Source organism: Archangium violaceum (assembly GCF_016887565.1).
Taxonomy (GTDB): domain Bacteria; phylum Myxococcota; class Myxococcia; order Myxococcales; family Myxococcaceae; genus Archangium; species Archangium violaceum_B.
The window spans coordinates 3516489-3537385 of record NZ_CP069396.1 but is presented as its reverse complement, the minus strand read 5'-3'; the positions used below and the strand labels follow the sequence as shown (position 1 = coordinate 3537385).

Here is a 20897-nt window from a genome sequence, read left to right as displayed (position 1 = left end):
GGAGAAGCACATGAAGATCAAGACGACGGTTCGCGGTGGTCTGTTGGCTGTCGGTCCCGGTGGTTATGGTGGCCGCGGCTGCAGCGGCGGTGGCGGATACCCGATCATCAGACCGCCCTACCTTCTTGCGTGATGACCCAGGCACGGCGGTACGTGCTTGCTTCGCGTCGCCAGCAGGCGGTACGCCGCCTGCTGGCGACGCGCATCCGTTGGTTCAGTCCAGCTCGGCGGTGCGGCTGAAGCGGCCATCGCCCGCACGGGTCCTGAGGAGCACCTTGCCGGACACGGGGACGGGCCCCGAGTACACGCTCCACGTTCCTCCCGCGTCAGTCGAGTACTCGAGGACGAATCCAGGGAAGAGCACGTTCGCCTCCAGGCGGCCCTCGACCCGCCGCGCTCCGGGCAGGGGGATGCGGTAGTTGACGCCCAGGCGCTCCGGAAGCTCGCCGCGCACGTCCACGGCCCGGTAGACGCCCAGGCGGGGCAGCACGTACTGGCCCAGGCTGTTGGTGTAGCGCGCCCAGAGCGCGGGCATCTCGCTCACGGGCGGGAGCTCGGGGTTCCAGGCGCGCTCCGCGACACCGAGCATCCTCGGGAAGGCAAGGTATTCGAGCACCTGGGGCGTCTTGACGTTCTCTGCCCAGAGCAGGCCCTGCATGCCGAGGACGTTCTTCTTCCCGGCGGCCGACAGGCGCTCCTTGTCCTTCCAGGTGGACGGCGCGATGGGCCTGCCCATCGCATCCTCGGTGGCGTTGGAGAAGATGTCGAAGGGCCGGTACTCGAACGTCCGCTGGTCGTCGACGAAGTTGGCCCAGGCGGCACCCGGCTCGTCGGGGTCCTTGTCGTACGCCATGTCCAGGTAGAGGTTCGTCGCGTGGGCGAGGACGACCTGGTAGCCCTGGTTGGCATAGGTATAGGCGTCGCCCTCGCGTCCCCAGCCCCACACATTGCTCCAGGGCATGGGGATGAAGCCTTCGAGCGCCAGACCGTGATGGAGGACGTCATCCCAGCCCGTCATCCGCGCGCCGGTCGAGGTGATGATGCGATGCCAGCGGGTGAGGAAGTGGTTGAAGAGCTGGACATCGGACAGGTCCCGAGTGGCGGAGTTGCGCTTGCATTGCGGTGAACCCTGCCACCACACGTTGGAGCGCAGTGAGGGCAGCTCGTCGCCTCCACCGTGGATGGCCACGAGCCTGGCGCCCGGCACCGCGTCGTAGCGCGCCTTCAGCTCCCGGACGACCTTGTCCAGGAAGGCGTACGTGCTCTCCAGACAGGGGTTGAGGAAGTTGTCCGTGTAGCTCTGGACGCTCAGGTGTTCGGACGTGTCCTCCGGATCGGACAGACGGTACTCGGAGGCCCGGAGCGGGTCCGAGCCCTGGAAGACGCGATGGCGATACTCCATGGCCCGGACGGCGGCACGGGAGTGTCCGGGGACGTCGATCTCCGGAATCACGTCGATGTGCCGCTCGGTGGCGTAGGCGAGGATCTCCTCGAAGTCCCTGGCCGTGTAGAACCCGCTCCCCTTGCCGACGAAGTTGAGCATCTCCGGCTCGAACCCCTGGTAGGCCGGTGGGAGCGCGCGGCCCACCTCCTCGCGCCGGACGGGCTCGAGGTCGAGGGGGTCCCCTCCTTCGCGGTTGTCTCCAGACCCCATCGCCATGTGGAGCATCCCTGCCTCGGCCGGGTCGAAGCCACGGCGCGCGCCGTAGCTCGTGAGCTCCGGGATGCCGGGGATTTCGATCCGCCAGCCCTCGTCATCGGTCAGGTGGAAGTGGAAGGTGTTGATCTTGAAGTGCGCCAGCACGTCGAGCAGCTTCTTGATCGTCTCCTTGGACTGGAAGTGACGTGCCACGTCCAGGTGCATGCCGCGATAGACGAACCCGGGCGCATCGGCGATGGACACCTCCGGCAGGGAGAGCTCCGACTGGCGGCCGCCTGGCCGTACCGCCGCGGCGTAGGCCTCCGTGGGCACCAGCTGGCGGAGTGTCTGGATGCCGTAGAACGCGCCCGCCGCGTCCGCGCCGATGATGCTCACCCGTCCGTTCTTCACCTCGAGGAGGTAGCCCTCCGCGTCGCGTGCTCCATCTCCGTCGATGTCGAGGGTGGCATCGAGACGCAGCGAGATCCGCGCGTCTCCCCCATCCGGGCGGGTCGTGATGGACGCGGCCAGCACGTCCCGCAGCGCGGAGGCCAGATAGGCCGCCTCGCCCGCCAGGGCCGGGGCATGGCCGATGTCGATGTCGCCCCGAAGCGTTACCCGTCCCGCCCCCTCCTTCACCCGGCGGGGAACCGGCAGGAGCCGGGCCGCGAGCGCCAGGGACTGGAAGGCCGGGTTCTCGGCATGGCGCAGCTCGGGCGTCGGGACCGGCAGCACATCACCTCCGAAGCGCGTGGTCTGCTTCCGGTCGGAGACATCGAACTCGACGGTCAACGGCACGGCGAAGGCGACACCCCGCCGGGACGGCTCACCGGAGAACACGACATGGAACCCGGCGGGCGCGTCCGTCTTCAGGATGGCCTGGTAGTTGGCGAGCAGGTCGAAGGTGCGTCGTTCCCCCGGCAGAAGGGGCTGGAAGCCCGCGAGCGGCTCGAGCACGTGGTAGTCGCCACTTCCGGCCAGGTCCGCCTTCGAGATCCGGATCCCCTGCTTCTCGAGCGCCTGGACCAGGTCGACATTGCCCTCGCCGTCCTTCAGGAAACGCCGGGAGAAGCTGAAATAGAGCTTCCATCCGCTGGACCCCAAGGCGACGGGCCCCTGGTTCTCGAGCGTCAGCGCGGAGTGGAAGAACCTGCCGCGCCCCACGAGGTTGTCCACGGGCCGCCACTGGATGGACAGCGCGGTGCGAGCCTGGGGCGTTTCGGCCGACGGCTTCGGCTGGGGACCCCGGCACGCCGAGGCCAGGACGACCATGAGTGGCCACAACAGGAGTCGTTTCATCGTTCCGTCCATCGTACGCGGTAGTCACCGGGAGGGGGGACTCCCCCTGGCCCCATCCCACACGATAGGGTCCATCCTCTCTCCGGCCTTCCGTTCTCCATGAATCCCACCCTGACAGTCCCCGGCTTTCTCCGCATCTACGCGCTGCCCGCGCTCTGGGTCTTCGCGCTCCCGCTCTTCGGCCTGTGGTTCTCCGGTCACGCCACCGACCGGTTCGACCGGGACATCCTCGCCAACGTCGAGAGCCAGATCTCACGCGATAGCGAGCTCGACGAAGAGCGGCGGCAGCAGACGCTGGAATTCTTCCGGGCCGTCCCGGCTTCGATGGCCTGCCTCTCCACGGCGGAGGAGCTGGCGGGGTTCCGCGACAGCCTCGGCGAGGTGTGCTCGGACCTGCGGCAGTTCGACGGGATGAGCCTCCTGGCATTCGCCTCGATCGTGCTGGGGCTCGTCTCCGCCGCCATCGCCCTGCTGTGCGCCCTGGCGGCGTTCGTCTCGCGGCCCTTCCAGTACGGCGGCTTCGTGGTGGGCTGGAACGTGCTCCGGGTCACCGGGGCGCTGCAGGCGCTCGCGCAGGGCGCGCTGGCCGTGTGGCTGTCCTACTGGATGACCGCGGTGTGGTTCGACCGCTACTACCCGAAGCTCATCCTGCTGGTCGGCGTGATGGCCGCCGCCGCCCTCTTCCTCGTGGTGTCCGCCATCTTCCGCCGCCCTCCCATGGACTTCGAGGTGGAGGCGGAGGTGCTCGAGCAGGCGCACGCGCCGGAGCTCTGGGCCCACGTGCGCCGGCTGTGCGAGCGGCTGGGGACCCCGCCGCCGGACCACATCCTCGCCGGCATCGACACCAACTTCTTCGTCACCGAGAGCGACGTGCGCGTCGGGGAGCGGACGCTCACCGGCCGGACGCTCTACGTGAGCCTGTCCCTGCTGCGCCTGCTCGAGCGCTCCGAGGCGGACGCGGTGCTCGCGCACGAGATGGGACACCTGCTCGGAGGGGACACGGGCCATGGCAAGCGGCTCGCGCCCATGCTGGCGCGCTTCGGGCAGTACCTCCAGGCGCTCCGCGAGGGCGTGCTCACGCTGCCCATCTTCCACTTCATGTTGGCCTACCGCGGGCTGTTCGAGCTGTCACTCGGGCGCAGCCGGCGCGCGAGCGAGCTCGCCGCGGACCGGCTCGCCGCGAGCATCACGTCGGGCCGGGACATCGCCCGCTCGCTGGTGAAGGTCGGCGCGTACGCGAGCTTCCGCGACCGCGTGGAGGCGGACCTCTTCGCCCGCGGCGAGCAGCAACAGAGCGTGGCCATCGCGCAGCGGGTCGCGCTCGGCTTCGCGGAGTACGCCAACTCCGAGGCCGTGCACGGTGACCTGCACGGCGTGGTGACACCGCACCCGTTCGACTCCCACCCTCCGCTCGCCGCGCGTCTGGAGAATGTGGGGGAGGCGCTCGAGCCCGCCGACGTGGTGCGGGTGCTGCTCGAGCCCACCACCTCCTCCTGGGCGAGCGCCATCCTGGAGGCGGAGGCCATCGAAGCGCGGTTGTGGGGCGCGTACGAGGCGCGTTTCGCGGAGGCGCACGACCTGGCGCTCGCCTACCGCTATGAGCCCTCCACCGAGGCCGAGCGGCGGCACGTGGAGAAGCACTTCCCTCCCCTCACCTTCGAGGGCAAGGAGGCCGGGCTGGAGGTCCACCTGGATTTCGCGCAGGTGAGCTGCACGGAGTGGGAGGAGCCCGTTCGTCTCGAGCAGGTGAAGTCCGCCAGCACGGATGAGCGGCTGTTCAAGAAGTACCTGGACCTGCAGCTCAAGGACGGCGGCCTGTTCAAGGGCAAGCGCTCCATCTGCCTGAGCAAGCTGCGGGACGCGGACGGGATGCTCAGTGCGTTCGGGCACTACCTCGGGCGCCACAAGACCATGGAGGAGCACCGCGCCAGCTCGCGGCAGGCGGCCTGATTCCCCAGGGATTCCAGGCACTTGGTGGCGCCGCGAGAAAATCGGTTCGCCGTGTCGATCTTCCTGCCCCTCGTTCGACGAGGAAATAGAGCCCGGGTTCGAGCCCGGCTTCGACCCAGAAGGAGAGACGGCGATGCGATTCATGGTGCTGATGAAGGCCGACAAGGACACCGAGGCGGGCGTCCTTCCGAGCGAGGAGCTCCTGACCGCGATGGGGAAGTACAACGAGGAGCTGGTGAAGGCGGGCGTGCTGCTGGCGGGTGAGGGGCTCCACCCGAGCTCCAAGGGCGCACGCGTCAGGTTCTCTGGAGGGAAGCGGACCGTGATCGACGGACCCTTCGCCGAGACGAAGGAGCTGGTCGCCGGGTTCTGGCTGTGGCAGGTGAAGTCGAGGGAAGAGGCGATCGAATGGGTCAAGCGCTGCCCCAATCCCGGTGAAGGGGATGTGGAGATCGAGATTCGCCAGGTGTTCGAGCCGGACGACTTCGGTCCCGCGCTCACGCCCGAGCTCAGGGAGGCAGAGGAGCGCCTGCGCGCGCAGGCGGTCGCGAAGCAGTAGGTGGGGTCGCGACTCCGCTTGCATCGGTGGACGGGGATGCTCTGATTTGTCGCCGTGACGGATTCCACGACACATCGAGCGATCCACGCGGTCTGGAGAATCGAGTCAGCCAGGCTCATCGCCGGCCTCACGCGGATGGTGCGCGATGTCGGTCTCGCCGAGGAGCTGGCACAGGACGCGCTCGTCGCCGCGCTCGAGCAGTGGCCGAAGTCAGGCGTCCCGAACAACCCGGGTGCCTGGCTCACGGCCACCGCGAAGCACCGTGCGATCGACCTCTTGCGCCGGGGCAAGAGGCTCCAGCGCAAGCACGAGGAGCTCGGTCACGAGGCCGAGCAGGAGACGGCCGTGCCGGATCTCGACGAGGTGATCGACAATGACGTCGGCGATGACCTGCTGCGCCTCATGCTCATCTCCTGTCATCCGGTGCTCTCGACCGAGGCTCGCGTCGCGCTCACGCTCCGCCTGCTCGGAGGTCTGACGACCGAGGAGATTGCCCGTGCGTTCCTCGTCGCGGAGCCGACCGTCGCCCAGCGCATCGTCCGGGCCAAGCGGACCCTCGCCGAGGCGCACGTCCCCTTCGAGGTCCCACGAGGGGACGAGCTCGTCGCCCGGCTGTCGTCGGTGCTCGAGGTCATCTACCTCGTCTTCAACGAGGGTTACTCGGCGACCGCCGGTGACGATTGGATCCGCCCCGCGCTCTGCGAGGACGCGCTGCGTCTTGGCCGCATCCTGGCCGAGCTCGTTCCGAAGGAGCCGGAGGTCCACGGCCTCGTGGCGCTCATGGAGATCCAGGCGTCGCGGCTGAGGGCAAGGGTCGGTCCGACGGGGGAGCCCGTCCTGTTGCTGGATCAGAACCGCGCGCTCTGGGATCGCCTCCTCATCCGCCGGGGTCTCGCGGCGCTCGAGCGTGCCGGGGCACTCGGCGGCGAACAGGGCCCCTACGTGTTGCAGGCCGAGATCGCCGCCTGTCACGCCCGCGCGACGACGGCGGCGGAGACGGACTGGGCGCGCATCGCGAAGCTCTACGAGACGCTCGCCCAGCGCATGCCCTCCCCCGTGGTGGAGCTGAATCGTGCGGTCGCCGTCGGGATGGCGTTCGGCCCCGCGGCGGGTCTCGAGCTCGTCGATGTGCTGACCGCGGAGCGTTCGCTCGCGGGCTACCACCTCCTGCCGAGCGTACGCGGCGACCTGCTCACGAAGCTCGGACGCTTCGACGAGGCCCGCGCGGAGCTCGAGCGCGCTGCATCACTCACGCGCAACGCACGCGAGCGCCACCTGCTGCTCGAGCGCGCCGAGGCGTGTGCCCGCGCCTCTCGTGGGCCATCGCAATAGGAACAGCCTCCATACACGTCGAGCAGGGGAGACCACCATGTGCCGGAACATCAAGACGCTGTTCAACTTCGCGCCGCCAGCCACGGAGGAGGAGATCCGGGCGGCGTCCTTGCAGTTCGTGCGCAAGCTGAGCGGATTCAACAAACCGTCGCAGGCCAACGAAGCGGCCTTCGCGAAAGCCGTTGACGACGTCGCGGCCGCCGCCCGTGTGCTGCTGGAGTCGTTGTCCACGACGGCCCAGCCGCGAGATCGCGAGGTGGAAGCCAACAAAGCGCGTGAGCGCTCACGCCTGCGCTTCAGCCGCGGCTGACGAGGCGCGCTCGGGCTGGGGTCGCATGCCCGCGTGCCAGTCGGCCAGACGACAGGAGCCCGACGGGAATGCTGGCCTCCTCGGGGCGAGGGCGTTACGGGTGAACCCCATGGAATCCACCCCCTCCTCGTCCGTGGCGACCTGTCTGCTCTGTGGCGCGGAAGCCTCTCCCGCGTTGGACCTGCCGCGTTTCGACGGCTCCTCGTGTGAGGACTGTGCCCGGCGTGTGGGACACCTGCTGGTGCAGGCGCCCGCTTCGCTGACGGACATCTGGCCGCTCCTGTCGGAAGACGAGGATGAGGACTCGCTCGAGCCCATGGTACAGCGCTCGGATGGAACGTCGGTGCAGCTGCGCCAGCTCACCGCGGAGCTCAAGCGCGAGCTGTCGGTCGAGGATCGCATGAAGCTCGCCGAGCTCTACGGCGACATCGGTCTGGTGCGGGAGCAGCTCGAGGAGTGTGGCCGGGTGCTCGCCGCCGCGCCCGCCGCCTCACTCGCCCAGCGTGCGCTCGACGTGCTCTTCTCGCACGAGCTGTGCTCGCCCCTCGGGCTCGAGCAGCTGCGCGGGCACCTGTTCCCGGCCTGAGCGGGGTGGAAGCTCGCCTGCCCCAGTTGCGAGGGGGTGGAAGGGCCTCGCCGAGGGAAGTTGTTGGGATATCAAAAAGCTTCACGTATAGCTCTACGTCCCTTCCCGCGACACCGTACCTATCGCGTGTGGGTGCCCGTGTTGGCGTATGCGGTGACAAGCAGCCGTTGAACATACGGCATCACCTCGGATTGGAGCTTGTCCCGGGCGACTCTGGAGCCAAGAACTGCACCATGCACGAACCTCATCCACTGCCCGGAAACACCTCCGACCTGCGTCCCGAGCCCAGTGGCCGCGGCGTGCTCCTCACTTCCGCCTCGAGTCGGGGGAGGATCAATGCGTGACCAGAACTCGTCGGCCGTCATGGATATCGCGACGCTTCAAGAAGAACGAGCGCGGATGCTCCTCGACAACATCAAGGACTACGCCATCTTCATGCTCGATCCCTCCGGGCACGTGAAGACCTGGAACACGGGCGCGGAGCGGCTCAACGGTTACAGCGTGGGGGAGATCGTCGGGCGGCACTTCTCCCTCTTCTACCCTCCGGCGGACATCGTCGCCGGCAAGTGCGAGCGCGAGCTGCGGATCGCCACGGCCGAGGGCCGCTTCGAGGAGGAGGGCTGGCGTATCCGCAAGAATGGCGAGCAGTACTGGGCCAGTGTGATCCTCACCGCCATGCGCGACCCCACGGGCAAGCTGCTGGGGTTCGCCAAGGTCACGAAGGATCTCACCGAGCGCCGCACGAACGAGGAGCAGCTGCGGCAGAGCGAGGAACGCTTCCGGTTGCTCGTCTCGAGCATCAAGGACTACGCCATCTTCATGTTGGACCCTGGCGGGCGGGTGCAGAGCTGGAACCCCGGTGCCCAACGCCTCAAGGGCTATCGGGCCGAGGAGATCCTCGGTCAATCCCTCAGTCGCTTCTACCGGGAGGAGGACGTGGCCCAGGGCAAGCCCTGGGATCTGCTGCACCAGGCCACCGAGCACGGCCGCGTCGAGGACGAGGGCTGGCGTGTCCGCAAGGACGGGACCCTCTTCTGGGCGAACGTGGTCATCACCGCGGTGCGCGATGAGGAAGGAAAGCTGCGGGGTTTCGCCAAGGTCACGAGGGATCTCACCGAGCGCCGCAAGGGCGAGGAGCTGATACGGCGCGGCGAGGAGCGGTTCCGGCTGCTGGTCTCCAACGTGAAGGACTACGCCATCTTCATGTTGGACCCCGAGGGGCGCGTGGTGACCTGGAACAACGGAGCGGCCCGCCTCAAGGGCTACTCGGCCAAGGAGATCGTCGGCGAGCACTTCTCGCGCTTCTACCCGCCAGAGGAGCTGGCGAAGAACAAGCCGGCCCTGGAGCTCGAGATCGCCATACGGGAAGGCCGCTTCGAGGATGAAGGATGGCGCCTGCGCAAGGACGGTACGCTCTTCTGGGCCAGCGTGATCATCACGCCGATGTATGACCCGACCGGCACGCTCCTGGGGTTCTCGAAGGTGACGCGCGACCTCACCGAACGCAAGCGGATGGAGGAGGAGCGCCTCCGGCTCGCCCAGGTCCAGGAAGCGGTCCGGCTGCGCGACGAGTTCCTCTCCATCGCCGCGCACGAGTTGAAGACGCCGCTCACGGCGCTCCAGCTCCAGCTCCAGAGCTTGAAGAACCTGGTGGCGTCCCTCGAGCCGAAGATCGCCACCAAGCTCGGACGCGCGCTTCGCAGCACCGTGCGGCTGTCCGACCTCGTCGAGACGTTGCTCGATGTCTCCCGGATCTCCACCGGTCGGCTCACCCTGCACCCGGAGCGGTTCGACCTGGTCGCCGCGGTGAAGGATGTCGCCGAACGCCTCCGCGAGGCGGCGTCCATGGCCGAATGTCCGCTCCAGATCGGGGATGCACGGCCCATCGAGGGGACGTGGGATCGCCTCCGCATCGAACAGGTGGTCACCAACCTGCTGGCCAATGCTTTCAAATACGCGGCCGGAAGCCCGGTCGAGGTCTCCATGGGACAGGAGGGCTCCACGGCCATCCTCGTCGTCACCGACAAGGGGCCTGGCCTGTCGGAGAAGGACATACCGCGACTGTTCGGCAGGTTCGAGCGCGCCGCGTCGATGAGCCACTATGGAGGGCTGGGCCTGGGGCTGTACCTGTGTCGGGAGATTGTCGAAGCCCATGGCGGAACCGTCTCCGCCGAGAACCAGGCAGGCGGGGGCGCCCGCTTCACCATCCGGCTACCGACGGAAGCACCGCCCCCCGTCGCGGCAACGGATGAGGAGGCCCCTCTCACCCTCTGATACTGCATGATGCGCCACTCATATGCAGCGAGTGCTCGAGTGGATGGTCATGGCTGTCTTGTGCTGCGTGGCTGGAGCGGCACTGGGGCAGCAGAGAACGAACACGCTCCTGGAGGAGGCGCGCACCGCCTTTGAAGAGGGAGTAAGGCTCGAGGACGCGGGCAGGCACGCCGAGGCCGTGCCGCTGTTCGAACGCGCGCTCGCCTTGCGTGAAGCCGAGCTCGGAGGCACGCATCCAGACGTCGCCACCTCTCTCGACATCCTCGCCAACCTCTACGCGCACCTGGGCTTCTACGCCCGCGCGGAACCGCTCCATGAACGCGCGCTCGCCATTCGCGAATCGGCCCTCGGCGAAGACCATCCAGACGTCGCTTCCTCTCTCAGCCACCTCGCTCGCCTCTACCAGTTCCAGGGGCGGTACGGCCGGGCCAGGCCGCTCCATGAACGCGCGCTCGCCATTCGCGAATCGGCCCTCGGCAAAGACCATCCAGACGTCGCCGCCTCTCTCAACAGCCTCGCGACCCTCCATCAGCTCCAGGGGCGGTACGGCCAGGCCGAGGCGCTCTATGCACGCGCGCTCGCCATCCACGAGGCGGCTCTTGGGAAGAACCATCTCCTTGTCGCCTATTCGCTCAGCAATCTTGCCTTCCTCTCCCAGGACAAGGGGCTGTACGCCCAGGCCGAGGCGCTCTACGTGCGCGCGCTCGCCGTCTACGAAGCCGCCCTGGGAGAGAATCATCCCAAGGTCGCCGACGCGCTCTTGAACCTCGCGCAGCTCTACGACGAGCAGGGATTGTACGGTCGCAGCGAGCCACTCTATGCACGCGCGATCCTCCTCTTCGAGGCGACCCTGGACAAGCCGCCCTCCAAAGCCGCCTATTTGCTCATCAACGTCGGCGGCCAGATAGAGCCGCTCTATGAACGCGCGCTCGCGATCAGCGAGGAATCAGCTCTCGGCAAGACCCATCCCCACATCGCCGTACCCTTCAACAATCTCGCCTTTCTCTACAACCAGGCGATCTTCCATCGGTGGGAAACGCTCCACGAGCGCGGAATCGCTCTCTATGAAGAGGCTTTCGGCAGGAACCATCCCGAAGTCGCCGACCTGCTCGTCAAACTCGCCGCCCTCTACCAGGACATGGGATTGTACGACCGGGCGGAGCCTCGCTTGCAGCGAGCACTCACCATCTACGAGGCGACCTGCGGCAAGAATCATCTTCGGGTTGCCGCCACGCTCAAGAACCTTGCCTCCAGTTATCGCAAGCGAGGATTGTACACGCGGGCGGAGCCGCTCCTTCAGCGCGCGCTCGCCATCTACGAGGCGGCGCTCGGCAAGAATCATCCCGACATCGCCTGGCCACTCACGGAGCTCGCCAGCGTCTATCGGAACGAGGGGCGCTATAAACGGGCGGAGCCGCTCCTTCAGCGCGCGCTGGCCACGCAGGAAGCGGCGCTCGGAAGGACACACCCCGACGTCGCCCTCACGCTCTACGACCTCGCCAGCGTCCATCAGCGCCAGGGGCACTACAACCGGGCGGCGCGGCTCTTCCAGCGCGCGCTCGCCATCCAGGAGGCGGCGCTCGGAAGGACACACCCCGATGTCGCCCTGACCCTCAACACGTTCGCCCAACTCCGCCTCGCCCAGAACCGCCTCGACGAAGCCCTGCCTCTCTTCACGCGCGCCTTCGACATCTCCGAGAGGCTCCTCCGTCAGCAGGCGCTCGACTTCTCGGAGTCGCATCTGGCGGACTTCCTCCAGTTCATCCGCACCGATGAGGAGCGCCTCTATTCCCTCGCCCGGGCGTACCCGGACGACGCCCGCGTGCGGCGCCTGGCTCTCGCCGCCGTGCTGCTGCGCAAGGGGCGCTCCGTCGAGGAGACCGCCGGCACCTCCCGCGCCGTCTACCACAGCCTCGGCGCCCAGGACCTCGACACCTTCGAGCGGCTGCGCGACCTGCGCACCCAGTTCGCCAGACTGTCGCTCGAGGGCCCCGGCCGCCTCGCCCCCGCCGACTACCTGCGGCGCCTGAAGGAGCTCACCGTGCAGGGGGATGCCCTCGAATCCGACCTCGCCTCGCGTTCCGCACCCCTTCGCACGCTCTCGGAGTTGCCGTCTCCCGACGAGATCGTCGACCGCGTCGCCGCCACGCTTCCCCCCGATGGTGCGCTCGTCGAGCTCGTCCTCTACACGGAGCGCCCGCTCATCCCCTCGTCCGAAGTCACGGAACAGTCACGGCGCCCGGGCACGCTCCGCTACCTGGCGCTGGTGCTCCTTCCGGATGGAAGCTGCCACGTCGTCGACCTGGGGCCCGCCGCGCCCATCGACCTCGCCGCCTCGCGCTTTCGTGATGGCCTCGCCGACCGGGACGCCGCCTACCTGGGCCTCTCCAGGGAACTCCATTCCCTCGCCTTCCGGCCCCTCCTGCCGCTGCCAGGTGGCGCCCGCCGCCTCTTCCTCTCTCCCGACGGACAGCTCGGCCTCGTCCCCTTCGCCGCGCTCCACGACGGGAACCACTTCCTCATCGACACCTTCGATTTCACCTACCTCACCTCCGGCAAGGACCTCCTGACCCGCCCCCCGCAGGGCGTCGAGCCACGTTCGGTCGTCGTCTTCGCCGACCCGGATTTTGGCACCCCACCGGCGACACCCCCTCCCTCCCAGGAAGAGTCGGCCACCTGGGGCTCCGCCCTCGAGCGTTTCTTCTCCACGCGGGGGACGGACCTCGCCGAGCGGCCCTGGGTTCCATTGCCCGGCACGCGCCAGGAGGCCAAGGCCCTCCAGCACCTCATTCCCCAGGCACGGCTCTTCCTGGGAGGGGACGCGACGAAGGGGCGGCTCCTGCAACTGCCGGCGCCCAGGATCCTCCACATCGCCACCCACGGCTTCTTCCTCGAGGATGCCTCCGTCCCCGCGGGTTCCCGCGCGCTCGTACAGCTGGGGACGCCTGGCAAGGAGGGTCCTGGCCAGTACCCGCCCGATCCGTTGCTGCGCTCGGGTCTCGTCCTGGCGGGTGCGCGGAGCCCGGCGACGAAACCTGGCGAGGACACCCAGCTCCGGCTCGAAGATTCCCTGGTGACCGCCCTCGAGCTCGCAGGTCTCGACCTGTGGGGCACCGAGCTCGTCGTTCTCTCGGCCTGCGATACCGGTCGCGGGGACGTCAAGCCCGGACAGGGCGTCTACGGACTTCGCCGGGCCTTCGTCATCGCGGGGGCCGAAACGGTGGTGATGAGCCTTTGGAAGGTCAATGACGACACCACACGCGTGCTCATGGAAGGGTATTACCGCAACCTCCTCGCGGGGCAGGGGCGTTCCTTCGCCCTGCGCGAGGCCATGCTCGCCCTACGGCGGTCGCACCCCCACCCCTCCTTCTGGGCTCCCTTCATCGTCCTGGGCCGTGATGCACCGTTGCGCGCGCTCACCCGGTGATAAAACGAGAGCTGACCGCTGCTGAAGAGACAGGAATGACACTTGGGATGGAGAATTTTGGTGTATTGAACATTCTCCCCTCGCTGTATCCCCCCAGGAGGAGTCCCAATGCGTCGTCTCGGCCCAGCCCTTCTTGCCGCGAGCCTGTTCGCCGGTTGCGGTGGTACTGAACTCGAGTCGTCCTCCGAGCCCATCGAGCAGCAGCAGGCGCCGCTCACCAGCACGGACGTGGACGTGGCCCCGGAGTGCCAGGGCATCATCGCCTTCGTGAACACGGCATCGTTCCAGACGCTGGACGCGTACCTGCCGAGCGACGTCGCCACCAACCTCGTCACCCGGCGCGCGTCGTCGCCGTTCGTGTCACTGGCGGACGTCTCCTCGGTCCGTCTGGTCGGTCCGACCCGTCTGGAGCAGCTCACGACCGGTGCCCGATACGAGGGTTTCATCGGCTCCAGCTGCATTGGCATCCTGGACGGCCTCGCGGTGTCCACGGATGACGCCGCCGCGATCGTGTCGCTGGTGAACACCATCAGCGACTCCGAGCTGCATGACGTCCTGCCGGACGCGTGGAATGGCGCCGTGAACCTCCTCAACCTGCGCCCGTTCACGTCGGTCCAGGCCATCTCCAATGTGGCGGGAATCGCCGATGTGAGCCTCCGCAACATCCGGAACGCGGCCACGCTGAGCCGGCCCCTCGAGGCGCTCATCGACGCGGCGAACGCGGTGCCGCAGAATGGCCTCTATGGCGCGAACATGGCCCGCCACTTCGACTGGTGGCAGATCGTGACGACGCGCGGCACCTACCGTGTCGGCAGGCTGGAGTGCTTCGGGCTCGAGCCCAGCAGCGTCCCGTATGGCGCGACCGTCCGGCCCTACCTGGCCGATGCCGCCGAGGTGCGTGCGGAGATCGTGGACACGCTGTCCATCGCCAACCGGAACAATCAGATCCCCAGCAGTGTGGTCGACGCCGGCCTGGCCAACCTCGACGCGCGGATCACGGGCCGTTCGTTCAAGGGTTGCTACTTCAGCTACGCGGACGACCCCTGGAGCGGGAACAACATCGCCTTCTTCGTCGACACCGTGAACGGCTTCAGCGTGCTGACCGAGACCTACTGGAGCGAGTGACTCCACTGAGCTCCGGGGCGAGATGACATCCCTCCCCCGGATTGAAACGAGGGGGCTCGAGGAGCCCCCTCCCTCGGCCACCGCCTGATTCCGAGGGGCCACTGCGAGCCGCCAGTCGTTGTCCTCGAAGCAGGTGCCCGACTCGGGGAGCCGTCAGGCCCCCAGGTATTCGTGGAAGAACGCCGTGGTGGCACGCCACGACCGCTGCGCGGCGTCCTGGTCGTAGCTCGCCCGGTCCTCGCAGAAAAAGCCATGGGTGACGCCGGGGAACACCGTCAGGGTGTATTGCCTGCCCGCCCTGCTCATCGCCTCGGCGATGCGGCCATGCTCTTCCGGCCGGATGAACTGGTCATTCGTGCCGTACCACAGTTGCATCGGCGCCCGCATGTCTCCCACGCGATCGAGCAGGGTCTTGCGGCCGAAGAAGTCCTCAACCGGTCCGATGCCTCCGCCATAGAACGCGGAGGCCGCCTTGAAACGCGACGGCAGCGCGGCGTTCGCGAGGAACGCGTACCGCCCCCCCATGCAGAAACCGATCACCCCGACCGCGTTGCCCCTGGCTTCCGCCCGGCCCGCGAGGAAGTCGAGCGTCCGCTCCGTCCGCGCCAGGACGGTGTCGTCGTCCATCCGCTTCAAGTGACCGATGGCATTGGGCAGATCGGCATACTCGTAGACCGCTCCGTCGTAGAGGTCGGGAGTGACCGCGGCGAAGCCCGCGTCGGCGAAGCGCTCGGTCAGCCGTTTGAAATGAGCGTTGAGACCATATGCCTCGATGTAGATCACGACGGCCGGAAACGGTCCCGCACCGTCGGGCCGCGCGTAATAACCCCGCAGCCCACCGCCCAACTCAACCCACTCGCCACGTGCGCTCATCGTCTTGCTCCCTTGCGTACAAGCGGAAGTGCCAGCCGCGAGGCTGGCACCTCGTCCACTTGTACCCAGTGACGTAGCGACCGTCCAGGCTCCGGCGCCTCGCCGCGCGGCGGAATCGGTCCGTCACGACTCCGCGACGTGTGCCGTCGATTCCACCGGCGCGACGGGCGCACTCCATTCCTCCCCGCGCAACCACCATCGGTCTGGCCCTCATCGCCGCTCAATCATCGTGCGGGTCACGAGGGTCGTAACCGTCCGTATCCACTTTGAAACCAGGAGGAACCACCTCCGCGATGTCGTCCCAGCGCACGAGCTTGAACTGCGTCGAGCCGTCGTACGGGTAGCCATTCACCGGAGCGGTACTCGGCGGTGGCGCGGCCTTGCCCGTCTGGAGGACGACGAGACCCCTCGGGAAATGGGCTCCCATGGGCACGTTCACCACGTCATGGCCATCCGTCTCACCCACGCCTTCCACCTGGAAGCTTCCGAGATGGCGGTTGCCGCGCTCACGCGTCCAACCTCCCTCGCGGTCATAGAGGTGGAGCGTGTCGTCGCCCTGGCTGGAGACGACGAGATAGCCCTCCCCTTCTTCCGCGTAGTACAGCGCGAGCCCCTCGACATCCGCCTCCAGGTGCCTGCCGCCCACCGCGGGGTTGCCCGGCACGGCGATGGTTCCCTCGGACGCCGGGGCCGGGGCCTCCGACTCACAGGTGTATTCGCCCTCATCCGGGACGGCCCAATACGGGGCCCCGAAGGACTTCACCGGATCGATGAGGCGGCTCGGCGGGACATCCACCACGCGAGGGAGCGACGCGCTCAGCGGCACCTTCCACAGGCCCACCACCTCCTGCGCCGCATAGAGAATGCCCTCCTGCTGGTCCACCACGAGCCCTTCGAACTGCGGATCGTCCGCCGGCTCCTCCCGGCAGGGCGACCACGACATGCGCCCGCCACCATCCGGCGTGGGAATGGAGAAGCGCGGGTCGAAACGGAATTCGCGCACCTTCCGGTAGCCCACCTGCTCCGGGCCCACCTCGTACAACTCGAGCCAGGCCACCACACCGCGGCTGCGCTGCGTCACGAAGGCGTGAAAACGGTCGGACGGGTCGTGGTACAGCCCGAGCCCGTAGGCCGTGCTCTGGTCATCCAGCGGATTCGGCCGTGAGCCCACCGGCTCTCCCGTGGGCTGGAAGGGAGAGGGCTGCACATACCGCTCTGGAAAGACACGCCCCGCCGTGCGCGCCGTGACATCGAGGAGCGGTCCGCTCGCGCGCCCGGGGTCGATGGCATAGATGCGAAGCCGGTCACAACCGCGGTCCGTCACCACCGCCAGATCCACCTTCCGGACCCGTCCATCCGTGCCGCGCAGCGGAAAGCCATACTGGATGTCCACGTTGTTGAAGCGTCCGAACGTCTCGCCGCTCTCGCTCTCCGGGCACGCGGAGGTCGCCGCATCGGGCCGCGGCCCGGGCGCCGCGGGATCCTCGGCCAAGAGCGCTGGACGGTTCGGCGGGAGAAGGGTCTGCACCACCCGTCCGTCCAGGTCGTGGACCTGCAGGCCCGCCTCCTTGAGCACACCGATGACGAGGCCCCGCTCCGGCCGACTCGGGTGGACCCAGATGGCCGGGTCGTCCGCGTCCGGAGTGCGCGGCGCCTCGTCGTACCGGTGCAACACGGGGGTCTCCGCACGCGGAGGAATGACGGGCGGCTCGGCGACCGATGCGAGCGGAAACAGCACGAGCGCCAGCGCGGCGCCTTCCAGGACATGACGCTTTCCGGACATGGACTCCTCTGAGGTGCATGCGCTGCCCATGCAGCACGAGCAGCGCATGTTGGAGGAGCGTGCCCGGGGAGCTGAGCAACAAATCCGTCAAGCGCTTCACTCGTGAAGCTTCGCCTTCCTGGGGAGGCGTACGCGAAAGGTGGTCCCCCTCTCCCGGGTGCTCTCCACGCCGACGCTTCCGCCATGCGCCTCGGCGACTCCCCGCACGAGCGTCAGCCCGATTCCCCAGCCCGTCTGTCCACTGGCCTCCGCGCTCTTCGCACGGGTGAAGTAGTGGAAGAGGTGCTCCTGCTCCTCGACGGGGATGGGATTTCCCCAGTTGTGGACGGCCAGTTCCGCCAGGTCGCCGTCCTGCCTCAGGCTCACGGTCACCTGCCGCGTCGGGTCTCCGTACTTGACGGCATTGCCGCAGAGGTTCTCGACGAGCCTGCGCAGGGCCTTCGCATCCCAGTTGCCCTGGAGCCGATCCTCTCCCACCAGGAGGAACCGATCCCCGTGAACGGTCGAGAGCTCCTCCAGCGCGTCGGCCACCACCCGCCAGAGATCGCAGGGAGCCAGCTCGATGGGCAGCCCCAGGCCCCCCCGGATGCGGTTCGCATCCAGGAGGTCGGTGATCATCTGGTCCGCACGGTCGATGTTCTGCCTCACCCGGGCGGCCAGTGAGTAGACCTTGTCGGGCAGATTCGGCTGGCGGGGAATGAGCTGGGCGCTCATCTTCGCCGCGGTCAGAGGTGTGCGGAGATCATGACTGAGGGCCGACACGAACTGCTCGCGCAGCGTTCTCTCGACCCGAAGCTGCGACAGGACGGTCTCCGCCTCTTCCCGGGCCATCTGCTCACTGACGAGGCTCCTCGCGAGCAGGTCCTCGGACTCCTTGCTCTGCGTGATGTCGATGACGAACGCGACGTTCCTGAAGCGCTCCGCATCGATGAAGGCACACCCCAGGAGGATCCACACGACGCGGCCGTCCGAGAGGATGTATCGCTTCTCGTAAGGGGTGCAGACACCCGCGGGTGATTCGAGCATCTCCCGCGCCGCGGCCCTGTCCTTCTCCAGGTCCTCCGGCGGCGTGATGAGATCCCAGCGGACCTTGCCCGCGAGGACATCCTCCCGGCGAACGCCGATGAGACTGGCGTAGTATTCGTTCACGTCTTGGAGGCCTCCCGCGATGTCACCGAAGACGATGCCGATCAGGTTGGACTCGAAGATCCGCCGGAACTTGTTCTCGCTCTCCTCGAGCTTCCTCTCGGCCTGTTTGCGCCCCGCGATGTCGATGAAGACACAGACGGCCTCGGTGATCTGGCCCTCCGCATCGCGGATCGGCGCCGCCATGACGGAGAGGTGGGTGAGTGATCCGTCGCCCCTGCGGTACAGCACCTCCTCGTCCTTGAGGGTCTTGCCTTCACGAAGGGCCCGGGCCAGCGGATACTCCTCGGACTTGTAGGGAGTGAGATCCGGATGAACGGCTCCCCACTGGGAGTACTGCTCCTGGCTCTTGGGCAGCACCCCCGAATGCATCAAGAGGCGCTCCGACTCCTGATTGGAGTAGACGACCCTTCCCGACGGAGCCGAGGCGAGGATGAATCCCGCTGGCATCTGTTGCACGATCGTCTCCAGGGTCCTGCGCTCGAGTTGGACCTTGTCGAAGAGGCGCGTGTTCTCCAGGGCCACTCCGGCAAGGGCTCTCAGCGCCTCGAGGAGCGTCTGGTCCTCCTTGGTGAAGGGCTGGTGGTCCCTCTTGTTGTGGAGCTCGAAGCAACCCAGCAGCTCCCCGGAGCGGGCGAAGATGGGCAGGTCGATGAGGTTGTAGAAGCCCCGGGCTTTCTGGAGCTGCGGCAGGGTATACTCATCATTGGCCGCATCGTTCGAGATGTAGGGCTCCCCGGTGACCATCACGTGGCCGGGAACCCCCACGTTCGGATCGAAAGCGACGTGACGGGGTTCGATCACCCTCCCCTCGCGCCACAGGGACTCCATGATGACCATGCGGCCGTCGACCAGCCGTCCCCAGACGCCTTCGGTAGCGTCCACCAACTCCATGGCCATCCAGACGAGCCGTCGCATGATGTCCAGCTCGTGGAAGCTCGAGTTGAGGTCCTTCGCCGCGAGCGCCAGGATCTCCAGTTGCCGGTTGCGGCGCTCGAGCAGTTCCTGGGTTCGCTCGAGCTCCGCCTCGAGCCGCGAGGCGCGGCCCTCGGGCTCCTCCTCACGGCCCTGCTCGCGTCCCCGTACCTGGAGGGAAGCCCCCTGAGTCATCCTGTCTGGAGTCTCCTGGGTGGCCATACACCATTGGATAAGCCTCCTGGCGGGCTGGTACCAGCCACCCGGCACGGAGCCAGGAGGTCCAGGCCAGTCAACCAGGCGAGGACCCGCCCTCCCGCAGGCTGATTGAAGACAGACAGGCAGGCAACCCCTTGCCAACACGGTCAGGACGGTGCGTCGAAGACACGAGACATCTCACGTCAGTGTGGGTGGCTAGACTTCACGCATGGACGTGCGCAAGAAGCTGGAGATCCTCGCCGATGCCGCCAAATACGACGCCTCGTGCTCGAGCAGCGGTGGCAAGCGCAAGGCCTCCCAGGAGGGTCTGGGCAGTGTGGAGGGCATGGGCATCTGCCACAGCTACACGCCGGATGGCCGGTGTGTGTCCTTGCTGAAGATCCTGCTCACCAACTTCTGCATCTACGATTGCCAATACTGCATCAATCGCATCTCCAGCGACACCGCCCGGGCGCGCTTCACGCCCGCGGAGGTGGTGCAACTCACGCTCGACTTCTACAAGCGCAACTACATCGAGGGCCTCTTCTTGAGCTCCGGCGTCATCAAGAGTCCGGACTACACCATGGAGCAGCTCATCGAGGTGGCGCGCACCCTGCGCGAGGTGCACGGCTTCCAGGGCTACATCCACCTCAAGGCGGTGCCGGGCGCGTCCCGGGAGCTGATCGACCGGGCGGGGCGGCACGCGGACCGCCTGAGCGCCAACATCGAGCTGCCCACCGAGGGGGACTTGAAGAAGCTCGCGCCGGAGAAGAGCTTCGCCGTCACGGGAGAGACGATGAAGGAGATCTCCACGCGCGTGGAGCAGTCCAGGGCCGAGCGCGAGGAGAGCCCCCTGGCGCCGAAGTTCGCTCCCGCGGGGCAGAGCACGCAGATGATCGTCGGCGCGACGCCCACGCCGGACGCCGCCATCCTCGACACCGCGAGCCGGCTGTACACGCGCTTCAAGCTCAAGCGCGTGTACTACTCGGCCTACAGCCCCATCCCGCGTGTGGACGCGCGGTTGCCGGCGAAGTCCCCGCCGCTCGTGCGCGAGCACCGGCTGTACCAGGCGGACTGGCTCCTGCGCTTCTATGGTTTCCGCGTGGACGAGCTCGCGCCGCCCGAGCACCCGGACCTGTCCCTGGAGATGGATCCCAAGCTCGCCTGGGCGCTGCGCCGCCGCGAGTCGTTCCCGGTGGATGTGAACCGCGCGCCGCGTGAGCACCTCCTGCGCGTGCCAGGCATGGGGGTGCGCACGGTGGACCGGCTCATCCGCATCCGCCGCTGGCACCGGATCACCCTCGCGGATCTGGCACGGCTCCGGGTGCCGCTCACCCGGGTCAAACCCTTCGTCATCACGGCGGACCACCGGCCCACGCTGCTGTTGGACTCGGAGCGGCTTGTGGAGAGGGTGAAGCCCGAGCCCACCCAGCTGTCCCTGTTCACCGCGGCCCAAGAGGCTCGCACGGGAGAGCTCTGAC

General features: G+C 67.6%; 14 protein-coding genes. 10 read left to right on the top strand and 4 right to left on the bottom strand.

What is annotated here, in order from left to right:
• Positions 1-10: 10 nt before the first annotated feature.
• Positions 11-133: a hypothetical protein gene (locus JRI60_RS54495; protein ID WP_275439264.1), complete on the top strand. Its 123-nt coding sequence runs from the start codon at positions 11-13 to the stop codon at positions 131-133.
• An 81-nt stretch (positions 134-214) separates the two neighbouring features.
• Here the strand turns inward: JRI60_RS54495 and JRI60_RS14700 are convergent, their stop codons facing one another.
• Positions 215-2938: a family 20 glycosylhydrolase gene (locus tag JRI60_RS14700; protein WP_204226474.1), complete on the bottom strand. Its 2724-nt coding sequence runs from the start codon at positions 2936-2938 to the stop codon at positions 215-217.
• A gap of 99 nt (positions 2939-3037) precedes the next feature.
• Here JRI60_RS14700 and JRI60_RS14695 point away from each other — a divergent pair, with 99 nt between their 5' ends.
• From JRI60_RS14695 to JRI60_RS14660, 8 genes are all read left to right on the top strand, one after another.
• Positions 3038-4888, top strand: a complete 1851-nt coding sequence (locus JRI60_RS14695; RefSeq protein ID WP_204226472.1) for a M48 family metallopeptidase — start codon at positions 3038-3040, stop codon at positions 4886-4888.
• A gap of 133 nt (positions 4889-5021) precedes the next feature.
• Positions 5022-5447, top strand: a complete 426-nt coding sequence (locus tag JRI60_RS14690; RefSeq protein ID WP_204226470.1) for a YciI family protein — start codon at positions 5022-5024, stop codon at positions 5445-5447.
• Positions 5448-5501: 54 nt separating this feature from the next.
• Complete coding sequence (locus JRI60_RS14685; RefSeq protein WP_204226468.1) at positions 5502-6779, top strand: RNA polymerase sigma factor; 1278 nt, start codon at positions 5502-5504, stop codon at positions 6777-6779.
• 37 nt (positions 6780-6816) lie between these two features.
• Complete coding sequence (locus tag JRI60_RS14680; RefSeq protein WP_204226467.1) at positions 6817-7089, top strand: DUF2277 domain-containing protein; 273 nt, start codon at positions 6817-6819, stop codon at positions 7087-7089.
• Positions 7090-7198: 109 nt separating this feature from the next.
• Entirely contained in the window at positions 7199-7675 is a 477-nt protein-coding gene (locus JRI60_RS14675; protein WP_204226465.1) for a hypothetical protein, read from the top strand.
• A 336-nt stretch (positions 7676-8011) separates the two neighbouring features.
• Complete coding sequence (locus tag JRI60_RS14670; protein WP_204226463.1) at positions 8012-9949, top strand: PAS domain-containing sensor histidine kinase; 1938 nt, start codon at positions 8012-8014, stop codon at positions 9947-9949.
• Positions 9950-9998: 49 nt separating this feature from the next.
• A complete protein-coding gene (locus JRI60_RS14665; protein WP_204226461.1) occupies positions 9999-13376 on the top strand; it encodes a CHAT domain-containing tetratricopeptide repeat protein in 3378 nt (1125 codons plus the stop codon).
• Positions 13377-13484: 108 nt separating this feature from the next.
• Positions 13485-14501: a hypothetical protein gene (locus JRI60_RS14660; protein WP_204226460.1), complete on the top strand. Its 1017-nt coding sequence runs from the start codon at positions 13485-13487 to the stop codon at positions 14499-14501.
• Between the two features lie 153 nt (positions 14502-14654).
• Here JRI60_RS14660 and JRI60_RS14655 read toward each other — a convergent pair whose 3' ends face one another.
• The 3 genes from JRI60_RS14655 to JRI60_RS14645 form a co-directional block, all read right to left on the bottom strand.
• Complete coding sequence (locus tag JRI60_RS14655; RefSeq protein WP_204226458.1) at positions 14655-15374, bottom strand: dienelactone hydrolase family protein; 720 nt, start codon at positions 15372-15374, stop codon at positions 14655-14657.
• 220 nt (positions 15375-15594) lie between these two features.
• Complete coding sequence (locus JRI60_RS14650; protein ID WP_204226457.1) at positions 15595-17157, bottom strand: phytase; 1563 nt, start codon at positions 17155-17157, stop codon at positions 15595-15597.
• Between the two features lie 96 nt (positions 17158-17253).
• Positions 17254-19413, bottom strand: a complete 2160-nt coding sequence (locus JRI60_RS14645; protein WP_204226455.1) for a PAS domain S-box protein — start codon at positions 19411-19413, stop codon at positions 17254-17256.
• Positions 19414-19645: 232 nt separating this feature from the next.
• Between JRI60_RS14645 and JRI60_RS14640 the strand changes: the two genes are divergently transcribed.
• Positions 19646-20896, top strand: coding sequence for a putative DNA modification/repair radical SAM protein (locus tag JRI60_RS14640; RefSeq protein WP_204226453.1), 1251 nt, complete (start codon positions 19646-19648; stop codon positions 20894-20896).
• Position 20897 lies beyond the last annotated feature (1 nt).

Bases quoted from the DNA above. Each gene is read 5' to 3' on its own strand.
- JRI60_RS14675 (WP_204226465.1), top strand. From the start codon at position 7,199: ATGGAATCCACCCCCTCCTCGTCCGTGGCGACCTGTCTGCTCTGTGGC.
- JRI60_RS14680 (WP_204226467.1), top strand. From the start codon at position 6,817: ATGTGCCGGAACATCAAGACGCTGTTCAACTTCGCGCCGCCAGCCACG.
- JRI60_RS14670 (WP_204226463.1), top strand. From the start codon at position 8,012: ATGCGTGACCAGAACTCGTCGGCCGTCATGGATATCGCGACGCTTCAA.
- JRI60_RS14645 (WP_204226455.1), bottom strand. From the start codon at position 19,413: ATGACTCAGGGGGCTTCCCTCCAGGTACGGGGACGCGAGCAGGGCCGT.
- JRI60_RS14650 (WP_204226457.1), bottom strand. From the start codon at position 17,157: ATGTCCGGAAAGCGTCATGTCCTGGAAGGCGCCGCGCTGGCGCTCGTG.
- JRI60_RS14700 (WP_204226474.1), bottom strand. From the start codon at position 2,938: ATGAAACGACTCCTGTTGTGGCCACTCATGGTCGTCCTGGCCTCGGCG.
- JRI60_RS14655 (WP_204226458.1), bottom strand. From the start codon at position 15,374: ATGAGCGCACGTGGCGAGTGGGTTGAGTTGGGCGGTGGGCTGCGGGGT.
- JRI60_RS54495 (WP_275439264.1), top strand. From the start codon at position 11: ATGAAGATCAAGACGACGGTTCGCGGTGGTCTGTTGGCTGTCGGTCCC.
- JRI60_RS14665 (WP_204226461.1), top strand. From the start codon at position 9,999: ATGGCTGTCTTGTGCTGCGTGGCTGGAGCGGCACTGGGGCAGCAGAGA.
- JRI60_RS14660 (WP_204226460.1), top strand. From the start codon at position 13,485: ATGCGTCGTCTCGGCCCAGCCCTTCTTGCCGCGAGCCTGTTCGCCGGT.
- JRI60_RS14640 (WP_204226453.1), top strand. From the start codon at position 19,646: ATGGACGTGCGCAAGAAGCTGGAGATCCTCGCCGATGCCGCCAAATAC.
- JRI60_RS14695 (WP_204226472.1), top strand. From the start codon at position 3,038: ATGAATCCCACCCTGACAGTCCCCGGCTTTCTCCGCATCTACGCGCTG.
- JRI60_RS14690 (WP_204226470.1), top strand. From the start codon at position 5,022: ATGCGATTCATGGTGCTGATGAAGGCCGACAAGGACACCGAGGCGGGC.